This window comes from Burkholderia contaminans (assembly GCF_029633825.1).
GTDB lineage: Bacteria > Pseudomonadota > Gammaproteobacteria > Burkholderiales > Burkholderiaceae > Burkholderia > Burkholderia contaminans.
This window is the reverse complement of record NZ_CP090640.1, coordinates 139,256-153,994: the sequence shown is the minus strand read 5'-3', so window position 1 is coordinate 153,994 and position 14,739 is coordinate 139,256. Positions and strand designations below refer to the sequence as shown.

Genomic DNA, 14,739 nt, shown 5'->3' with positions numbered 1-14,739 from the left:
CCTCACGCCACTTACGAATACGGATTTCAGATGGACGACAACACTTCCGATCTCTTCGCCAGCTCCGATGCACCGGACGCCGAAGCGCTGACGCTCGGCAACTACGCGGAGCAGGCGTATCTCAGCTACGCGGTCAGCGTCGTGAAGAGCCGCGCGCTGCCCGACGTGTGCGACGGCCAGAAGCCGGTGCAGCGCCGGATTCTCTACGCGATGAACGAAATGGGCCTCGGCCCGGACGCCAAGCCGGTGAAGTCGGCGCGCGTGGTCGGCGACGTGCTCGGTAAATACCACCCGCACGGCGACCAGTCGGCGTACGACGCGCTGGTGCGTCTCGCGCAGGATTTCTCGCTGCGCTACCCGTTGATCGACGGGCAGGGCAACTTCGGCTCGCGCGACGGCGACGGCGCGGCGGCGATGCGATACACCGAAGCCCGCCTCACGCCGATCGCGAAGCTGCTGCTCGACGAGATCGACCAGGGCACGGTCGACTTCATGCCGAACTACGACGGCTCGTTCGAGGAGCCGAAGACGCTGCCGAGCCGCATGCCGTTCGTGCTGCTGAACGGCGCGTCGGGCATCGCGGTCGGCCTCGCGACCGAAATCCCGTCGCACAACCTGCGTGAAGTCGCGGCGGCGGCGGTCGCGCTGATCCGCAATCCGAAGCTCTCGCACGCGGAGCTGATGAACCTGATTCCCGGCCCGGATTTCCCGGGCGGCGGGCAGATCATCTCGAGCGACACCGAAATCGCGACGGCCTATGAAACCGGCCGCGGCAGCCTGAAGGTGCGCGCGCGCTGGAAGATCGAGGATCTCGCGCGCGGCCAGTGGCAGCTCGTCGTGACCGAGCTGCCGCCGAGCACGTCGGGCCAGAAGGTGCTCGAGGAAATCGAGGAACTGACGAACCCGAAGCTCAAGCTCGGCAAGAAGACGCTCACGCCCGAGCAGCTCAACACGAAGAAGGCGATGCTCGACCTGCTCGACGCGGTGCGCGACGAGTCGGGCAAGGAGGCGGCGGTGCGGCTCGTGTTCGAGCCGAAGTCGCGCACGATCGACCAGACGGAATTCGTGAACACACTGCTCGCGTACACGAGCCTCGAATCGAACGCGACGCTGAACCTCGTGATGATCGGCGCCGACGGCCGGCCGGGCCAGAAGGGCCTGCTGACGATCCTCGACGAATGGGTGAAGTTCCGCCAGCTGACGATGACGCGCCGCTGCCGCCATCGTCTCGCGAAGGTCGACGACCGCATCCACATCCTCGAAGGGCGGATGATCGTCTTCCTGAACATCGACGAGGTGATTCGCATCATCCGCGAGTCGGACGAGCCGAAGGCCGCGCTGATGAGCGCGTTCGGCCTCAGTGAACGGCAGGCGGAAGACATCCTCGAAATCCGGCTGCGCCAGCTTGCGCGTCTCGAGAAGATCAAGATCGAGAAGGAACTCGAAGCGCTGCGCGACGAGAAGGCGAAGCTCGAGGAACTGCTCGCGAACGAAAGCGCGATGAAGCGGCTGATGATCAAGGAGATCGAGGCCGATGCGAAGCAGTACGGCGACGATCGCCGCACGCTGATCCAGCAGGAAAAGCGCGCGACGTTCGAGGCGAAGGTGGTCGACGAGCCGGTCACGGTCGTCGTGTCGCAGAAGGGCTGGGTGCGTGCGCTGAAGGGCCACGGGCTCGATCCGGCCAGCTTCTCGTTCAAGGCCGGCGACAGCCTGTACGCGGCGTTCCAGTGCCGCACGCCGGACCGCCTGATCGCGTGGGGCAGCAGCGGCCGCGTGTACTCGGTCGACGTGTCGGTGCTGCCGGGCGGGCGCGGCGACGGCGTGCCCGTCACGTCGCTGATCGAGCTCGAATCGGGCTCGCACCTGATGCATTACTTCGCGGCGCCGGCCGACCAGCAACTGCTGCTCGCGTCGAGCAACGGCTTCGGCTTCCTCGCGAAGGTCGGCGACATGGTGAGCCGCGTGAAGGCCGGCAAGGCGTTCATGACGATCGATGCGGGCGCGGTGCCGCTCGCGCCGATGCCCGTGCTGCCGAACGCGACGCAGGTCGCGTGCCTGTCGAGCGGCGGCCGCCTGCTCGTGTTCGGCATGGACGAGATGAAGACGCTCTCAGGCGGCGGTCGCGGCGTGATCCTGATGGCGCTCGACGACAAGGAAACGCTCGTTCAGGCACTCGCGATCGATCCGGCCGGCGTCGTGCTGATCGGCACCGGCCGCGGCGGCAAGGCGATGGACGAGACGCTGTCGTATGCAGGGCTGGCGCCGCACGTCGGCAAGCGCGCACGCAAGGGCCGAGCGCCCGAGACGAAGCTCAAGGTCGTCAGCGAACTGCGTCCGCTGCTCGGCTGACGCTGCGCACGATCGATCGTCCGGTTCGGCCGCGATCGAAGGCCGCACCTCCGCTTCGGCGGACGTGCGGCCTTTTTCTCTTGGAGGGGGATTCGGGTAAGCAAGCGTGGCGTTGTCACGCGGAACTTGCAAAATAGTGTGAAATCGCGCCTGGGGTCTGAACCGCTCGGCGACAATCCGGTCGAACGTCGCTCGATGCCGCGTGCGACGCGGCCGTTCGCCGCACCCCACTCCTCACAGGATTGCCGTCATGTCCCATGCTGTCTCCGTCGCGCTGTTTCTTCATCTGCTGGCCGTCGCCGTGTGGGTGGGCGGGATGGTCTTCGCCAACTTCTGCCTGCGTCCGGCGCTGTCCGACCTGTCGCCGCAGCTGCGGTTGCCGCTGATCGAAGGCGTGTTCGGCCGCTTCTTCAACTGGGTCTCGGGTTCCGTGATCGTGATCCTGCTGACCGGCGGCTTCCTGTTGGTGGAATTCGGCGGCGCGCACGCAACGTGGTCGCTGCACGCGATGGCGGGGCTCGGCGTCGTGATGATGCTGATCTTCGGGCATATCCGGTTCGCGCTGTTCCCGCGCATCCGCCGTGCGGTGCAGGCGCAGAAGTGGCCGGACGGCGCGCGCGCGGTGAATACGGTGCGCCTGCTCGTCCTCGTGAACCTGGTACTCGGCGTCGTCACGATCGGCGCGGCGGTGTTGTCGCGCGGCTTCTGATTGACCGCGGCCGGCCGGCCCGCGCGCAGCCGCGGGTGCGCCGGCAAGCGCCGCTACGCGGCCAGCATCGCATCGAGCAGCCATGAGCCGACCGGGCCCAGCGGCCGGTTGCGCGACCAGACCGCATCGACCCGCACGCGGCGTGGCCAGCCGCGCGCACGCAGTTCGCACAGGCGATCGCGCGCGAAGTGGTCGACCATCCAGCGCGGCAGTTCCGCCCAGCCGAACCCCAGCACGGCCATCTCCAGCAGCATCAGGTAGCTCGGCGCCAGCCAGTGCTGCGTGCCGACGACGATCCGGTCGTCGGCGCCGCGGCCTTCCGTTTTCACATAGGTATTGAGGCGCAGTTCGCGCACGTCGCGCAGCGCGGCGTGCGGCACGTCGGCATCGCCGTATTCGGCGAGCGCGTGCGTGCGGCCGACGAACAGCCCGATTTCCGACTCCTCCGCAATCGTCGCCGCGCCGATATCGGCCGGGTAGGCCGCGCGCGCGGCCATCAGCCCGAGCTGCGCGCGCCCCTGCTGGATCAGGTCGAGCACGTCTTCGTGCTCGGCGATCTGGCATTCGAGCTCGAGCGCCGGGAAGCGCCGTTCGAGCGCCATCAACGTTTCCTCGTAGCGCTTCGACTGGTAGGTATCGGACACGACGAGCGTCAGCCGCGCTTCCTCGCCACGCGCGAGCCGCGCGGCCGTGCGGTCGATCGCCGCGCCGGCTTCGAGCGCGCGCTGCACCTGCGGCAGCAGCGCGCGCCCGGCGTCGGTCAGCGTCGGTGCGCGTGTCGAGCGGTCGAACAACTGCACGCCGAGATCGATCTCGAGATTCGCGATCGCCTCCGACACGGTCGACTGGCGTTTGCCGAGCTTGCGCGCGGCGGCCGTGAACGAGCCGAGCAACGCGGCTTCGGCGAAGGCGAGCAGGGCTTCGGGGGCGTGGCGCATGCGGCGCTCCTGGTGGCGATATATCGGTGAAACCGATGATATCAAACTGGATTCATACGGTTGCGCCGATCAAAATGGCGGCCATGAATGAAGTGGACGAATCGGAGGGAAACATGAAACAGGTCAACAAAACGGTGACGGAACGGCTGCTGCATGCACTGACGTTCGAACTGGTCGCGATCGCGCTGTGCGCGCCGATCGGCGCGTGGCTGCTCGACATGCCGGTGTCGCACGTCGGCGTGCTGACGGTGATGGTGTCGCTGATCGCGATGGCATGGAACATGGCGTTCAATACGCTGTTCGACCGCTTCGAGCGTCGCGCGGGGCTGACCCGCACGCTCGGGATGCGGATCGCGCATGCGGTCACGTTCGAGCTGGGCCTCGTCGCGATGGTGGTGCCGGTGGCCGCATGGTGGCTGAACGTGAGCCTCGTCGAGGCGCTGCTGCTCGACCTCGGCATCGTGCTGTTCTTCCTGCCTTACACGTTCTGCTTCAACCTCGCTTACGACGCGCTGCGCGCCCGCTGGATCGCGCGCCGGGTCGCGGTGCAGGCAGGTTGAGGACGGGCTGGACGGGAGAGTGCCGGTCGAACCCGGCGGAGCGGCGGCCGCCGCCCGTCAGCGCGCGGCGGCCAGCAGCCACACGCCGCACGCAACCGCGACCGTGCCGTACACGGCATAGACGGGCACCTTGAAGCGCGCAAAGCACAGCGTCGCGAAGGCGCCCGTCAGCCAGTAAACGGGGTCGACCGGTTCCCGGTGCAGGATTCTCACGACGGCGACGACGAGAAAACCCGTGGTCGCCGCACGTAGCAGCCGCATCCCGTGCTCGAAGCGTGAATGGCGCTTGAGTCGGAACAGATGGTTCTGCGCAAACACGACGAGGCATCCCGACGGAATGAACAGTGCGGCCGTCGCGAGCAGCGCGCCGACCCAGCCGTCGGTCAGGTAGCCGAGAAACGGGACGACGTTCAGCAGCGGCCCCGGCGCGACCGGGGACAGCGCGAACGCAAGCGTGAAGTCGTGGTCGGAGATGCCCGTTGCGGGCGTGACGAACAGCGTCTTGAGCACGGGCAGTGCGGAAAAGCCGCCGCCGAACAGCGTCATGCCGGCGCCGGCGAGACGCGGCCACAGCAGCGTCGCCTGGTAGTCGCCGGGCAGCGGCACCGCAAACAGCGTGACGAGCACGCCGAGCAGCACGAGCAGGTTGCGGTCGCGGGTCGACAGCGTGAAATCGACCGCGTCGCGTTGCGGCGGCCCCGTCAGCCAGCCGGCCGCGAATGCGGCGAACAGAATCCCGACGAAGGCGGCCGGATTATGCGCGAATCCGAGCAGAATCGTCGACAACGCGGCGATCAGCTGTTCGTGCCGCGTGCGCGCGAGCGAGCGCAGCTGCTTGACCCACGTGACGCCGATCAGCGCGGCGAGCACCATCCCGAAGTGGTTGATCAGCATCGGCGCGGCCAGCGAGCGCACGAACGGCGTGCGATAGAAGATCGCGAACAGCGTCATCAGCAGGGAGAAGGGCAGCACGCTCGCGATGCCGGCCACCCATGCGCCGACGCGGCCGTGCAGTATCTGGCCGACCTGTATCGCGACATTGCAGCCCACGGGGCCCGGCACCAGCCAGGCAAGTGCGACGAGGTCGCCGAAGACGTTGGGCTCGATGCGCTTCAGCCGCTCCACGTAGTGGCGTTCGAGCTGCGCCATCATCGACAGCCCGCCCCACGAGACCGCCGAAATGCTGGCGACGACCTTGAACAGGTCCCACAGGGACGCCTGCGCCTGTTCGATATCAGCGGTCGCTTCGATTTCGACGGTAGTCATGTTGGTGGTGTGAGCGCGGGGCCCGATCTCTCGCGTGTAGCCATGCCGGCGGCCCGCCGACACGTTGGCCCTCCCGATTGTCCGCCGCGCATCGTGACACTGCCATGCGCGAAAACGCTAGTTCATGAACTAAACGATCGGATCGGAAAACGAAACAATGACGGCGCGCGCAATCGCCGCCCAGGCCGCGGCCGCAGCGTGCTTACGCGCCCGTGCTGCCGGTCGCGCGGTGCGCGATTACGTTCGGCGCGTCGCCACGCACGCCGAAGCGTGCGATCAGCGCGGGAATCGCGTCGGCCGGCACCGGTCGCGAGAACAGGAAGCCTTGCGCCTCGATCTCGCCGAGCGCGGCCAGCCATGTGATCTGCTCCTCGGTTTCCGTGCCTTCGACGACGACGGTCAGGCCGAGCGAACGCGCGAGATGCACGATCGACGACACCATCACGCACACGCTGCGATCGTTCGGGATCGCCTGCACGAACGAGCGGTCGACCTTCAGCGTGTCGACCGAGAAGCGGTGCAGGTACGACAGCGACGAGTAGCCGGTGCCGAAATCGTCGAGCGCGATGCGGATGCCGAGCTTCTTCAACGCGACGATCTTCTCCGACACGAGCTCCGGATATTCCATCATCGCGGTCTCGGTGATCTCGATCTCGAGCCGGTTCGCGTCGATGCCGGTGTCCTGTAGCGCCTGCGAGATCGTCTCGATCAGGTCGCCGCGCCAGAACTGCACGGGCGAAATGTTCACCGCGAGCGTCAGCGTGTCGTGGCCGTCGTCGCGCCAGCGCGCGATCTGCTCGCACGCGGTGCGGATCACGAAGTCGCCGATCGGCACGATCAGGCCGGTGGATTCGGCAATCGAAATGAATTCGTTCGCGGAGATGATCCCGTGCTCGGGGTGATCCCAGCGCGCGAGCGCCTCGAAGCCGGTGATGTGGCGGTGCGTGAGGTCGATCTTCGGCTGGTACGCGAGGAACAGCTGCCCCTCGGCGAGCGCGACGCGCAGTTGCTGCTCCCAGCGCATCAGGTGGTCGGCGCGGTGCGACAGGTGCGGCGCATAGAACTGGTAGCAGTTCTTGCCGGCATCCTTCGCGCTGTACATCGCGAGATCGGCTTTCTTCAGCAGGTCGATCTCGCTCTCGTTCGCGACCGTGTGCAGCGCGATGCCGATGCTCGCATGCAGCACGAACGAGCTGCCGCGCACGTCGAACGGTTCGCCGAACATCCGGATGATCGCTTCCGCGAGCCGCACCGCGCGCCGCTCGACGTCGTCGCCCTTCATCACCACGACGAACTCGTCGCCGCCGATGCGCGCGAGCGAGCCTTCGTCGCCGACCGCATCGGACAGGCGCGACGCGGTCATCTGCAGCACGATGTCGCCGGCGTTGTGGCCGAGCGTGTCGTTGACGGTCTTGAAGTTGTCGAGGTCGATGAACAGCAGCCCGAGCCGCGACAGGCTCGCCGGCATCGACACGTCGTTGCGCAGCCCGCGCAGCGTCGCATAGCGGTTCGCGAGGCCGGTGAGCAGGTCGTATTCGGCGAGCTGCGTCATTTCGCGCTCACGGCCGAGCAGCTTCCCGATCAGGCCCGTCGCGACGCCGAAGAACGCGAGCATCGCGAGCGTGATGAAGCTCGTCATCAGCAGGTAGACGTTACGCGTATGGTAGTAGTCCGCGAATTCCTCGGTTTGCGACAGCCCGACCATCACCGCGAGCGGGTAGCCGTCGAGGTGGCGGTACGACACGATGCGCGTCACGCCGTCGATCGGGTCGATGATCGTGCCCGTCACGCGCTCGGCGATCGGGTAAACACCCGACGCGGAAAACGCGCCGGGCGCGTTGCTGACCGAGCCCGTGCGCCGCGCGAGCACCGTGCCGGTATCCGACACGACCGCGATCACGCCTTCCTTGCCGATCGCCGCGTTGTTGTAGAAGTCGTTGGTGAAGTAGCTCGGGTCTTCCGACACGACGACGATGCCCGCGAAGCTGCCGTCCGGATTGTTCAGGCGCCGCGTCATCTGCAGCGTCCAGTGGCTAGACACGCGGCCGAGTACGGGCTTGCTGATGAACAGGCGGTCGTCGTTGTGCGCGAGGTGGACCTTGAAGTGCTCGCGGTCGGACAGGTTGATCGGCTGCGGATGCAGCTCGGCCGTGTTCGCGAACAGGATGCCCTTCGCGTTGACGAGCGACACCTGGATCAGCGTGTCGCTCGGCACGACGCCTTTCTCGACGGCGCTGGCGAGGTTGAAGCGGGCGGGCGCTTTCTCGAATTCGAACTTGACGAAGCGGGTGATCTGGTCGACCTGGTGGATCGCCTTGACCGTATGCTGCTCGAGCGCGGAGGACAGGATCGCGGCGGAAGCCGCTGCTTCCTTGTACGCGCTGTCCTTTTCCACCGACAGACGCGCGATGATCACGGCCCACAGCAGCGCGAGCGCCAGCATCCCGAGCAGCGGGATCGCAAATAGCGCACGCCGGCGCGATTTGCGCGGCGCGCGTAGCGGCCGGGTCGGCGGCGTGTGGTTGGACCGGGCGGAGCTCATCGAAGAGGGTGGCGTCCTGCTCGCGTGCGTCATCCGTCTGGATGGCTGACTATGGTTGGGATTGTCCCGACGTCTGTTCGTTCGCGGGACACGCAACCATGGACAGACCTCCGAAACAACGGATTAGGCCCGATATTACTGGCTGGAACGTTTTTGCGATAGTTGGGCGAATCGTAGGGGCGCCGGGCGGCCCGGCGCCATCGCACATCGCGAAATGTCAGGCGGGTGACAGGAAGGTGCCGTCGACGACGGTGACGACATGGCCGCCGATCCACGTGGTGCCGTCTTCGTCATAGCTGACGAAGATGCGGCCGTCGCGGCCGATCGCCGTACCCTGGCGGGCCGTGTACGACCGACCGGGGCGGCGCTCCTGCCGCGTCAGCAGCCCGGCGAGCGCGGCGTTTGCGCTGCCGGTGACGGGATCTTCGCCGAAGCCGAAATTGCCGCCCGTCATCAGGCAGCGGATCTCGAACGTCGCGGGGCCGCCTTCGGCGTGCGGCGCGTAGACCGCGACGCCGTCCGTGCCGTAGCGGCGCGTGAGTGCCGCCAGTGCGGCCGGATCGGGCGTCAGGCCGATGCAGGCATCGGCCGACTTCAGCCGCACGACCAGCCATGGCGCGCCGTTGTCGACCGCGCACGGCTCGGCATCGAGATCGAGCGTGTCGCTGCGCAATGCGGCAGCCAGCGCCGCATAGTCCGAACGGTCGAGCGGTGTGACGCGAGCCGGCGGCGCGGCGAACGCCCAGCCGTCGGCCTGCTCGCGCAGCGCGACCCGGCCGACCCCGCACTGCTGGATCAGCCGGCCCGGCGTACGCGGCTGTGCGCCGCTTTCCAGGAACGCATGCGCGGTGCCTAGCGTCGGGTGGCCGGCGAACGGCAGTTCGCCCTCCGTCGTGAAGATCCGGACGCGGTAGTCGGCTTCCGGATCGGTCGGCGTGCAGAGGAACGTCGTTTCCGACAGGTTCGTCCAGCGGGCGATCGCGAGCATGTCGTCGTCGCCGAGCGAATCGGCGTCGAACACCACGGCGAGCGCGTTGCCCTTGAACGGCACCGACGTGAACACGTCGACCTGCCTGAAACGGACGAGACGCCCGGGCATCGTGCTGCGTTCGTTACGCAACTTCGGCGATCAGCTCGATCTCGACGCACGCGCCGAGCGGGATCTGCGCCACGCCGAATGCCGAGCGCGCGTGCTTGCCGGCGTCGCCGAACACTTCCGCGATCAGTTCCGACGCGCCGTTCGTCACGACGTGCTGTTCGGTGAAGTCGAGCGTCGAGTTGACGAGGCTCATCAGCTTGACGATGCGCGTGACCTTGTTCAGGTCGCCGGTGTGCGCGTGCAGCGTCGCGAGCAGGTCGATCGCGATCGAGCGGGCGGCGGCCTTGCCGTCTTCCGTCTGCAGATCCGCGCCGAGCTTGCCGGCCCAGACCTTGCCGTCCTTCTTCGCGATGTGGCCCGACAGGAAGACCGTGTTGCCGGTCTGCGCGCTCATCACGTAGGCGGCGGCCGGTGCGCCGGCGGTCGGGAGCTCGATGCCGAGCGACTTCAGCTTGTCGTAGACGTTAGCCATGGATTCGATTCCTCGTAGAGAGTCGTGACAGGAAAAAGGGGATCAGAGACGTTCGCGCAGCAGCTTGCCGAGGCGCGCGACGCCTTCCTCGATCTTCTCGGGCGGCACCGTCACGAACGACAGGCGCAGCGTGTTCTGCTGTGCGTTGTCCGCGAAGAATGGTGCGCCCGGCACGAACGCGACGTGATTGTCGACGGCCGCGGCGAGCAGCTTCATGCTGTCGATCTGCGCGGGCAGGTTCACCCAGATGAACATCCCGCCTTCCGGGCGGTTCCACGTGACGCCTTCCGGCATGTGGCGCTCGAGCGCGCCGAGCATCGCGTCGCACTGCGCGCTGTACAGCTCGCGGATCGTCGGGATGTGCTCGTCGAGGAAGCCGTCCTTGATCACTTCGTGCGCGATGCGCTGCGTGAGCGTCGGCGTGTGCAGGTCGGTGGCCTGCTTGGCCTGCACGAGCTTGAAGTGGAGTTCCTCGGGCGCAATGATGTAGCCGATCCGCAGGCCCGGTGCGAGCACCTTCGAGAACGTGCCGAGGTGCACGATGTGATCGGGCGCCATCGACAGCATCGTCGGCAGCGGCTCGCCGCGGTAGTTCAGCGCGCCGTACGGATCGTCTTCCAGCACCGGGAACGGGCTCGACTGCGCGAACGCGGCGAGCGCGCGGCGGCGCTCGACGGGCAGGCGGCGGCCGGTCGGGTTCTGGAAGTTCGGCTGTGCGTACAGCAGGCGCGCGCCTTGCGTGAGTTCGGGCGTCAGACCGGCCGGCAGCAGGCCCTGCTCGTCGGTCGGCACCTGCACATAGCGCGGCTCGTACAGCGAGAACGACTGCAGCGCGCCGAGGTAGGTCGGGGTTTCGACGAGGATCGGGCTGCCCGGATCGACGAGCGCCTTGCCGAGCAGGTCGAGCGCCTGCTGCGAACCGGTCGTGATCAGCACCTGCGACACGCGCACGCTGTAGCGTTCGGCGATCCATTCGCGCAGCGGCAGGTAGCCTTCGGTCGCGCTGTACTGGAGCGCGGCGGCCGGCGCGTCGCGCAGCACGCGATCGGCGGCGGCGCGCATGCGTTCGGCCGGGAACGTGGCAGGGGCGGGCAGGCCGCCGGCGAACGAGATGACCTCGGGGCGCTCCGTGACCTTCAGGATTTCGCGGATCGCAGAGCTCGTCAGCTTGCGTGCGCGTTCGGAAAGCTGCCAGTGCGGCGGATGCAGGTCGCTCGGATTCATAGTCTCCTCGTTCGGATATCGTGGTCAGTCAAGAAAGGTCGCTCGGGCAAATCGCTTCGACGCCGCCGGGTGGGCGGGCGCGAGCGCGATCGAGCCTTCGCGGCTGGGTGGGCACGGCCAGTCAGGCAAACCGATCAGGCAAAACGCCCATTATGGCGCAGCTGTTCAGCCGGCGCGAGCCGGTTGCGCGGCGGTGGCGACCGCCGAGCGGCGCCCGAGCACCACGGTGGCGATCACCGCGGCTGCGAACAGCCACGTCGACGGCGTCACCGTTTCGCCGAACAGCAGCGCGGAAAAGGCGATCGTGAAGAAAATCTGCAGCAATTGCACCTGGCCGACGCGCGCGATGCCGCCCATCGCGAGCCCCGCATACCACGCGAAAAAGCCGATGAATTGCGAAAAGAGGGTCACGTAGCCGAAGGCGAGCCACGTGCGCAACGCGAGCGGGCCCGGATGCGCGGCATGCTGCATCCACGCGAGCCAGCCGACCGGCAGCACGAGGAACGGCGCGGACACGACGAGCGCCCAGCAGATCACCTGCCAGCCGCCGATCTGGCGCGCGAGGCGCGCGCCTTCCGCATAGCCCAACGCGCCGATGCCGACCGCGACGAGCATCAGCGCGTCGCCGGCCTGCACGGTGCCGCCGCCGTCGCGCAGCGCAAACGCGATCACGAGCGCGCTGCCGGCCACCGCGCTGGCCCAGAACGCCTTCGACGGCCGCTCGTGCGACAGCCAGGCCGCATACAGCGCGACGAACAGCGGTTGCAGCCCGTTGACCACCGCGCCGTGCGAGGCCGGGACCGATTTCATCGCCCACGCGGAGAACACCGGGTACGCGATGATCACGCCGAGCGACGTGATCGCGAGGCTTTTCAGTTGCGCGCGGGTCGGCAGCGGCTCGCGGCGCCACCACAGCAGCAGGCCGGCCGGTACCGCGGCGGCAAGCGCGCGGCCGAGCCCGTTGAGCAGCGGATGGAGTTCGGAGACGACGATCCGCGTCATCGGCAGCGTCAGGCTGAAGATCATCACGCCGATGAGGCCGAGCAGCATGCCCCGGGTTTCGCGCGAATTCATGTGAGGGTTGTCTCCGTGTTGCCGGTATTGGTGTCGTTCAGGGGGGGGCGGGGTGTTCAGCGCAGCGTGTGCGCGCCCTGCGGCGTGTCGAATTCGGCAACCAGCGCGGGCGGGCCGTCGGCGGTGTCGAGGTCGAGCAGGTGGGCGGCGCCGAGCCAGTCGAGCTGCTCACGGATCGTGTCCGCACGCGGGTGGGTGCCCTTGAGTGCCTTCAGCGCGACGCCGTCGCCCGGCAGCGATTCGGCCGGATGGCGCGCGCTGTCCCACTGGATCAGCGACGGCAGGAGGCCGTCGCCCGCGCCTTGCCATGCGGGGAACGTGCCGTCGTCCGGCACCGTGAGGCCCCAACTCAGGTCGCCGCGCCGCATTGCGACGATCGGCGGGATGCGCGCCGGGTATTGGCGCTGCCACAGCGCGAGCTGGCGCGGACGGTCGACGCGCGCGACCCAGTGCGCGAGAAACGGGCCCTGCGCGAGCCGCGCGTGCATGGCCGGGTCGTCGAGCCCGAACAGGCGCGCGCGCGGCGGCTGCGCGCCGTCGTTCGGCACCGGCGCGTCGGGATCGACCGCGATCACTTCGAGGTAGAGCCCGCCCCACGCGCCGAACAGCGCATTGTGGGTCCGCATCAGCGGATGGCGGCCGCCGCCGGCCGGTTCGATGCCGAGGGCGTCGGCGACATGGCGGACGCCTTCGTCGAGGGTGCGCGCGGCGATCACGAGATGGTCGAGTGTCAGGGAGCGGGCTGGCATGAACGTCGGTCGGGAAGCGAAAGTGTCATGGTGGGCAGGCGATGCGCCCGGGGTAGCCGGACCGGCCGGCGTACCGGCCGCGATGCGGGGCGGCGGGCACGGAGCCAGGTGCGGCGGAGCCGGAACGGTGGCCGCACGGCCGCCATTCCGGTCAACTGTAATCGTCGCTACCGGCACAGTAACGGTACAATCGGCGCGATAGCCTTCGGTACAGTTGGAGCTGCCGCCCATGTCCACCGTTCCACTCGCCCAGATTCCCGCGCCGCACGACACGGCCACGCTCACGCTCGTCGACCAGCTTGTCCAGTGGGCGCGACGGCGTATCGACGAGCGCGTGTTCCGGCCCGGCATGCGGATGCCGTCGATCCGCAAGCTCGCGCTCGACAAGAGCGTGTCGCGCTTCACCGTCGTCGAGGCGTACGAGCGTCTCGTCGCGCAGGGCTACCTCGACTCGCGGCGCGGCTCCGGCTTCTACGTGCGCGAGCGCACGGCCGCCGGCCCGCAGCCGGCCGACAGCGTCGCCCGTGTGGCCGAGGCCGCGCCCGTGCACAACACGATCGACGTCGTCTGGCTGCTGCGCAACATGCTGCACACCGTCAGCCCGGAGAAGGGCCCGGGCCTCGGCTACCTGCCGGGCCGCTGGCTCGACGGCGAGCTGATCACCGGCGCGCTGCGCGCGCTCGGGCGCCAGTCGGGCGCACAGATGCTCGGCTTCGGCACCGCGCAGGGCTTCCTGCCGCTGCGTCAGCAACTGCAGACGCGCCTCGCCGAAGTCGAGATCGGCGCGAAGCCCGAACAGATCGTGCTGGTGTCCGGCATCACGCAGGCGATCGACCTGATCTCGCGGATCTACATGCGGCCGGGCGATGCGGTGATCGTCGGCGATCCCGCGTGGTTCCAGATGTTCGGCCGCTTTGCGGCGCAGGGCGCGCAGCTGGTCGGGATGCCGTACACGCCCGACGGCCCCGACCTCGACGCGCTCGAAACCCTGGTGCAGATGTGGCGGCCGAAGATGCTCGTGATCAATTCGGTGCTGCAGAACCCGACCGGCACGTCGCTGTCGGCCGCGCAGGCGTTCCGGATCCTGAAGCTCGCGGAGGCCTACGATTTCCTCGTCGTCGAGGACGACGTGTACGGCGACCTGTGCCCGCCCAGCTATCCGGCCACGCGCCTCGCAAGCCTCGACCAGTTGAAGCGCGTGATCTATCTCGGCAGCTATTCGAAGACGCTCGCGGCGAACCTGCGGGTCGGCTACGTGGCCTGCGCGCCGGAGATCGCGAAGGCGGTCACCGACCAGAAGATGCTGGTCGGGATGACGACACCCGAGCTCAACGAGCGCGTGCTGTACAAGATCCTGACCGAAGGGCATTACCGGCGCCACGTCGAGCGGCTGCGCGCGCGGCTCGACGGCGTGCGCGACAAGACCGCGCGGATGCTCGAGCGCACGGGGCTCGGGCTCTTCACGATGCCGGCGGCCGGGATGTTCCTGTGGGCCGACACGGGCGTCGATTCGGACGCGCTCGCGGCGGTCGCGCACGAAGCCGGCTTCCTGCTGACGCCGGGCAGCCTGTTCTCGCCGCAGCAATCGCCGTCCACGTGGATGCGCTTCAACGTCGCGAATTGCGGCGATCCGGCGCTCCCCGGGCTGCTCGCGCGCTATATCGATTCGGCGGTGCGGCGCGCGTCGTGACGCGGCGCGGCAGGCCGGCTCTTGAAATGCCGCGCGCCGTCCCCAGATACGCGCGCAAACCGCT

General features: G+C 68.1%; 12 protein-coding genes. 4 read left to right on the top strand and 8 right to left on the bottom strand.

Annotated elements, in window-relative coordinates; all coding sequences use genetic code 11:
- Positions 1–30 precede the first annotated feature (30 nt).
- Positions 31–2,352, top strand: a complete 2,322-nt coding sequence (gene parC, locus LXE91_RS00735; protein WP_039370339.1) for a DNA topoisomerase IV subunit A — start codon at positions 31–33, stop codon at positions 2,350–2,352.
- A 250-nt stretch (positions 2,353–2,602) separates the two neighbouring features.
- Complete coding sequence (locus LXE91_RS00730) at positions 2,603–3,061, top strand: CopD family protein (RefSeq protein ID WP_039370342.1); 459 nt, start codon at positions 2,603–2,605, stop codon at positions 3,059–3,061.
- A 53-nt stretch (positions 3,062–3,114) separates the two neighbouring features.
- Here the strand turns inward: LXE91_RS00730 and LXE91_RS00725 are convergent, their stop codons facing one another.
- The gene (locus tag LXE91_RS00725; RefSeq protein WP_039370345.1) at positions 3,115–3,999 is read right to left on the bottom strand and encodes a LysR family transcriptional regulator; all 885 of its coding nucleotides are present in this window, start codon (positions 3,997–3,999) and stop codon (positions 3,115–3,117) included.
- A gap of 113 nt (positions 4,000–4,112) precedes the next feature.
- Here LXE91_RS00725 and LXE91_RS00720 point away from each other — a divergent pair, with 113 nt between their 5' ends.
- On the top strand, positions 4,113–4,559 hold the full coding sequence (locus LXE91_RS00720; RefSeq protein ID WP_039370664.1) for a multidrug/biocide efflux PACE transporter: 447 nt from the start codon (positions 4,113–4,115) through the stop codon (positions 4,557–4,559).
- A gap of 57 nt (positions 4,560–4,616) precedes the next feature.
- On the opposite strand, the gene LXE91_RS00715 is transcribed toward LXE91_RS00720, so the two are convergent.
- The 7 genes from LXE91_RS00715 to LXE91_RS00685 all read right to left on the bottom strand — a co-directional run bounded on the left by LXE91_RS00715 (position 4,617) and on the right by LXE91_RS00685 (position 12,985).
- Entirely contained in the window at positions 4,617–5,825 is a 1,209-nt protein-coding gene (locus tag LXE91_RS00715; RefSeq protein WP_039370348.1) for a chromate transporter, read from the bottom strand.
- Positions 5,826–6,027: 202 nt separating this feature from the next.
- The gene (locus LXE91_RS00710) at positions 6,028–8,367 is read right to left on the bottom strand and encodes a bifunctional diguanylate cyclase/phosphodiesterase (protein ID WP_039370351.1); all 2,340 of its coding nucleotides are present in this window, start codon (positions 8,365–8,367) and stop codon (positions 6,028–6,030) included.
- 217 nt (positions 8,368–8,584) lie between these two features.
- Positions 8,585–9,466 carry a PhzF family phenazine biosynthesis protein gene (locus tag LXE91_RS00705; RefSeq protein WP_039370353.1) on the bottom strand — a complete coding sequence of 294 codons (882 nt, stop codon included), beginning with the start codon at positions 9,464–9,466 and terminating at the stop codon, positions 8,585–8,587.
- A gap of 13 nt (positions 9,467–9,479) precedes the next feature.
- Positions 9,480–9,938, bottom strand: a complete 459-nt coding sequence (locus LXE91_RS00700; protein ID WP_011352811.1) for a RidA family protein — start codon at positions 9,936–9,938, stop codon at positions 9,480–9,482.
- Positions 9,939–9,980: 42 nt separating this feature from the next.
- Positions 9,981–11,162 carry an aminotransferase-like domain-containing protein gene (locus LXE91_RS00695; protein ID WP_039370355.1) on the bottom strand — a complete coding sequence of 394 codons (1,182 nt, stop codon included), beginning with the start codon at positions 11,160–11,162 and terminating at the stop codon, positions 9,981–9,983.
- Positions 11,163–11,327: 165 nt separating this feature from the next.
- Positions 11,328–12,236: a DMT family transporter gene (locus tag LXE91_RS00690; RefSeq protein WP_039370357.1), complete on the bottom strand. Its 909-nt coding sequence runs from the start codon at positions 12,234–12,236 to the stop codon at positions 11,328–11,330.
- A gap of 56 nt (positions 12,237–12,292) precedes the next feature.
- Positions 12,293–12,985 (bottom strand): VOC family protein, encoded by a 693-nt coding sequence (locus tag LXE91_RS00685; RefSeq protein ID WP_039370358.1) that lies wholly within the window; start codon positions 12,983–12,985, stop codon positions 12,293–12,295.
- A 229-nt stretch (positions 12,986–13,214) separates the two neighbouring features.
- Here LXE91_RS00685 and LXE91_RS00680 point away from each other — a divergent pair, with 229 nt between their 5' ends.
- Positions 13,215–14,675: an aminotransferase-like domain-containing protein gene (locus LXE91_RS00680; RefSeq protein ID WP_039370360.1), complete on the top strand. Its 1,461-nt coding sequence runs from the start codon at positions 13,215–13,217 to the stop codon at positions 14,673–14,675.
- The last annotated feature ends 64 nt before the right edge of the window (positions 14,676–14,739 follow it).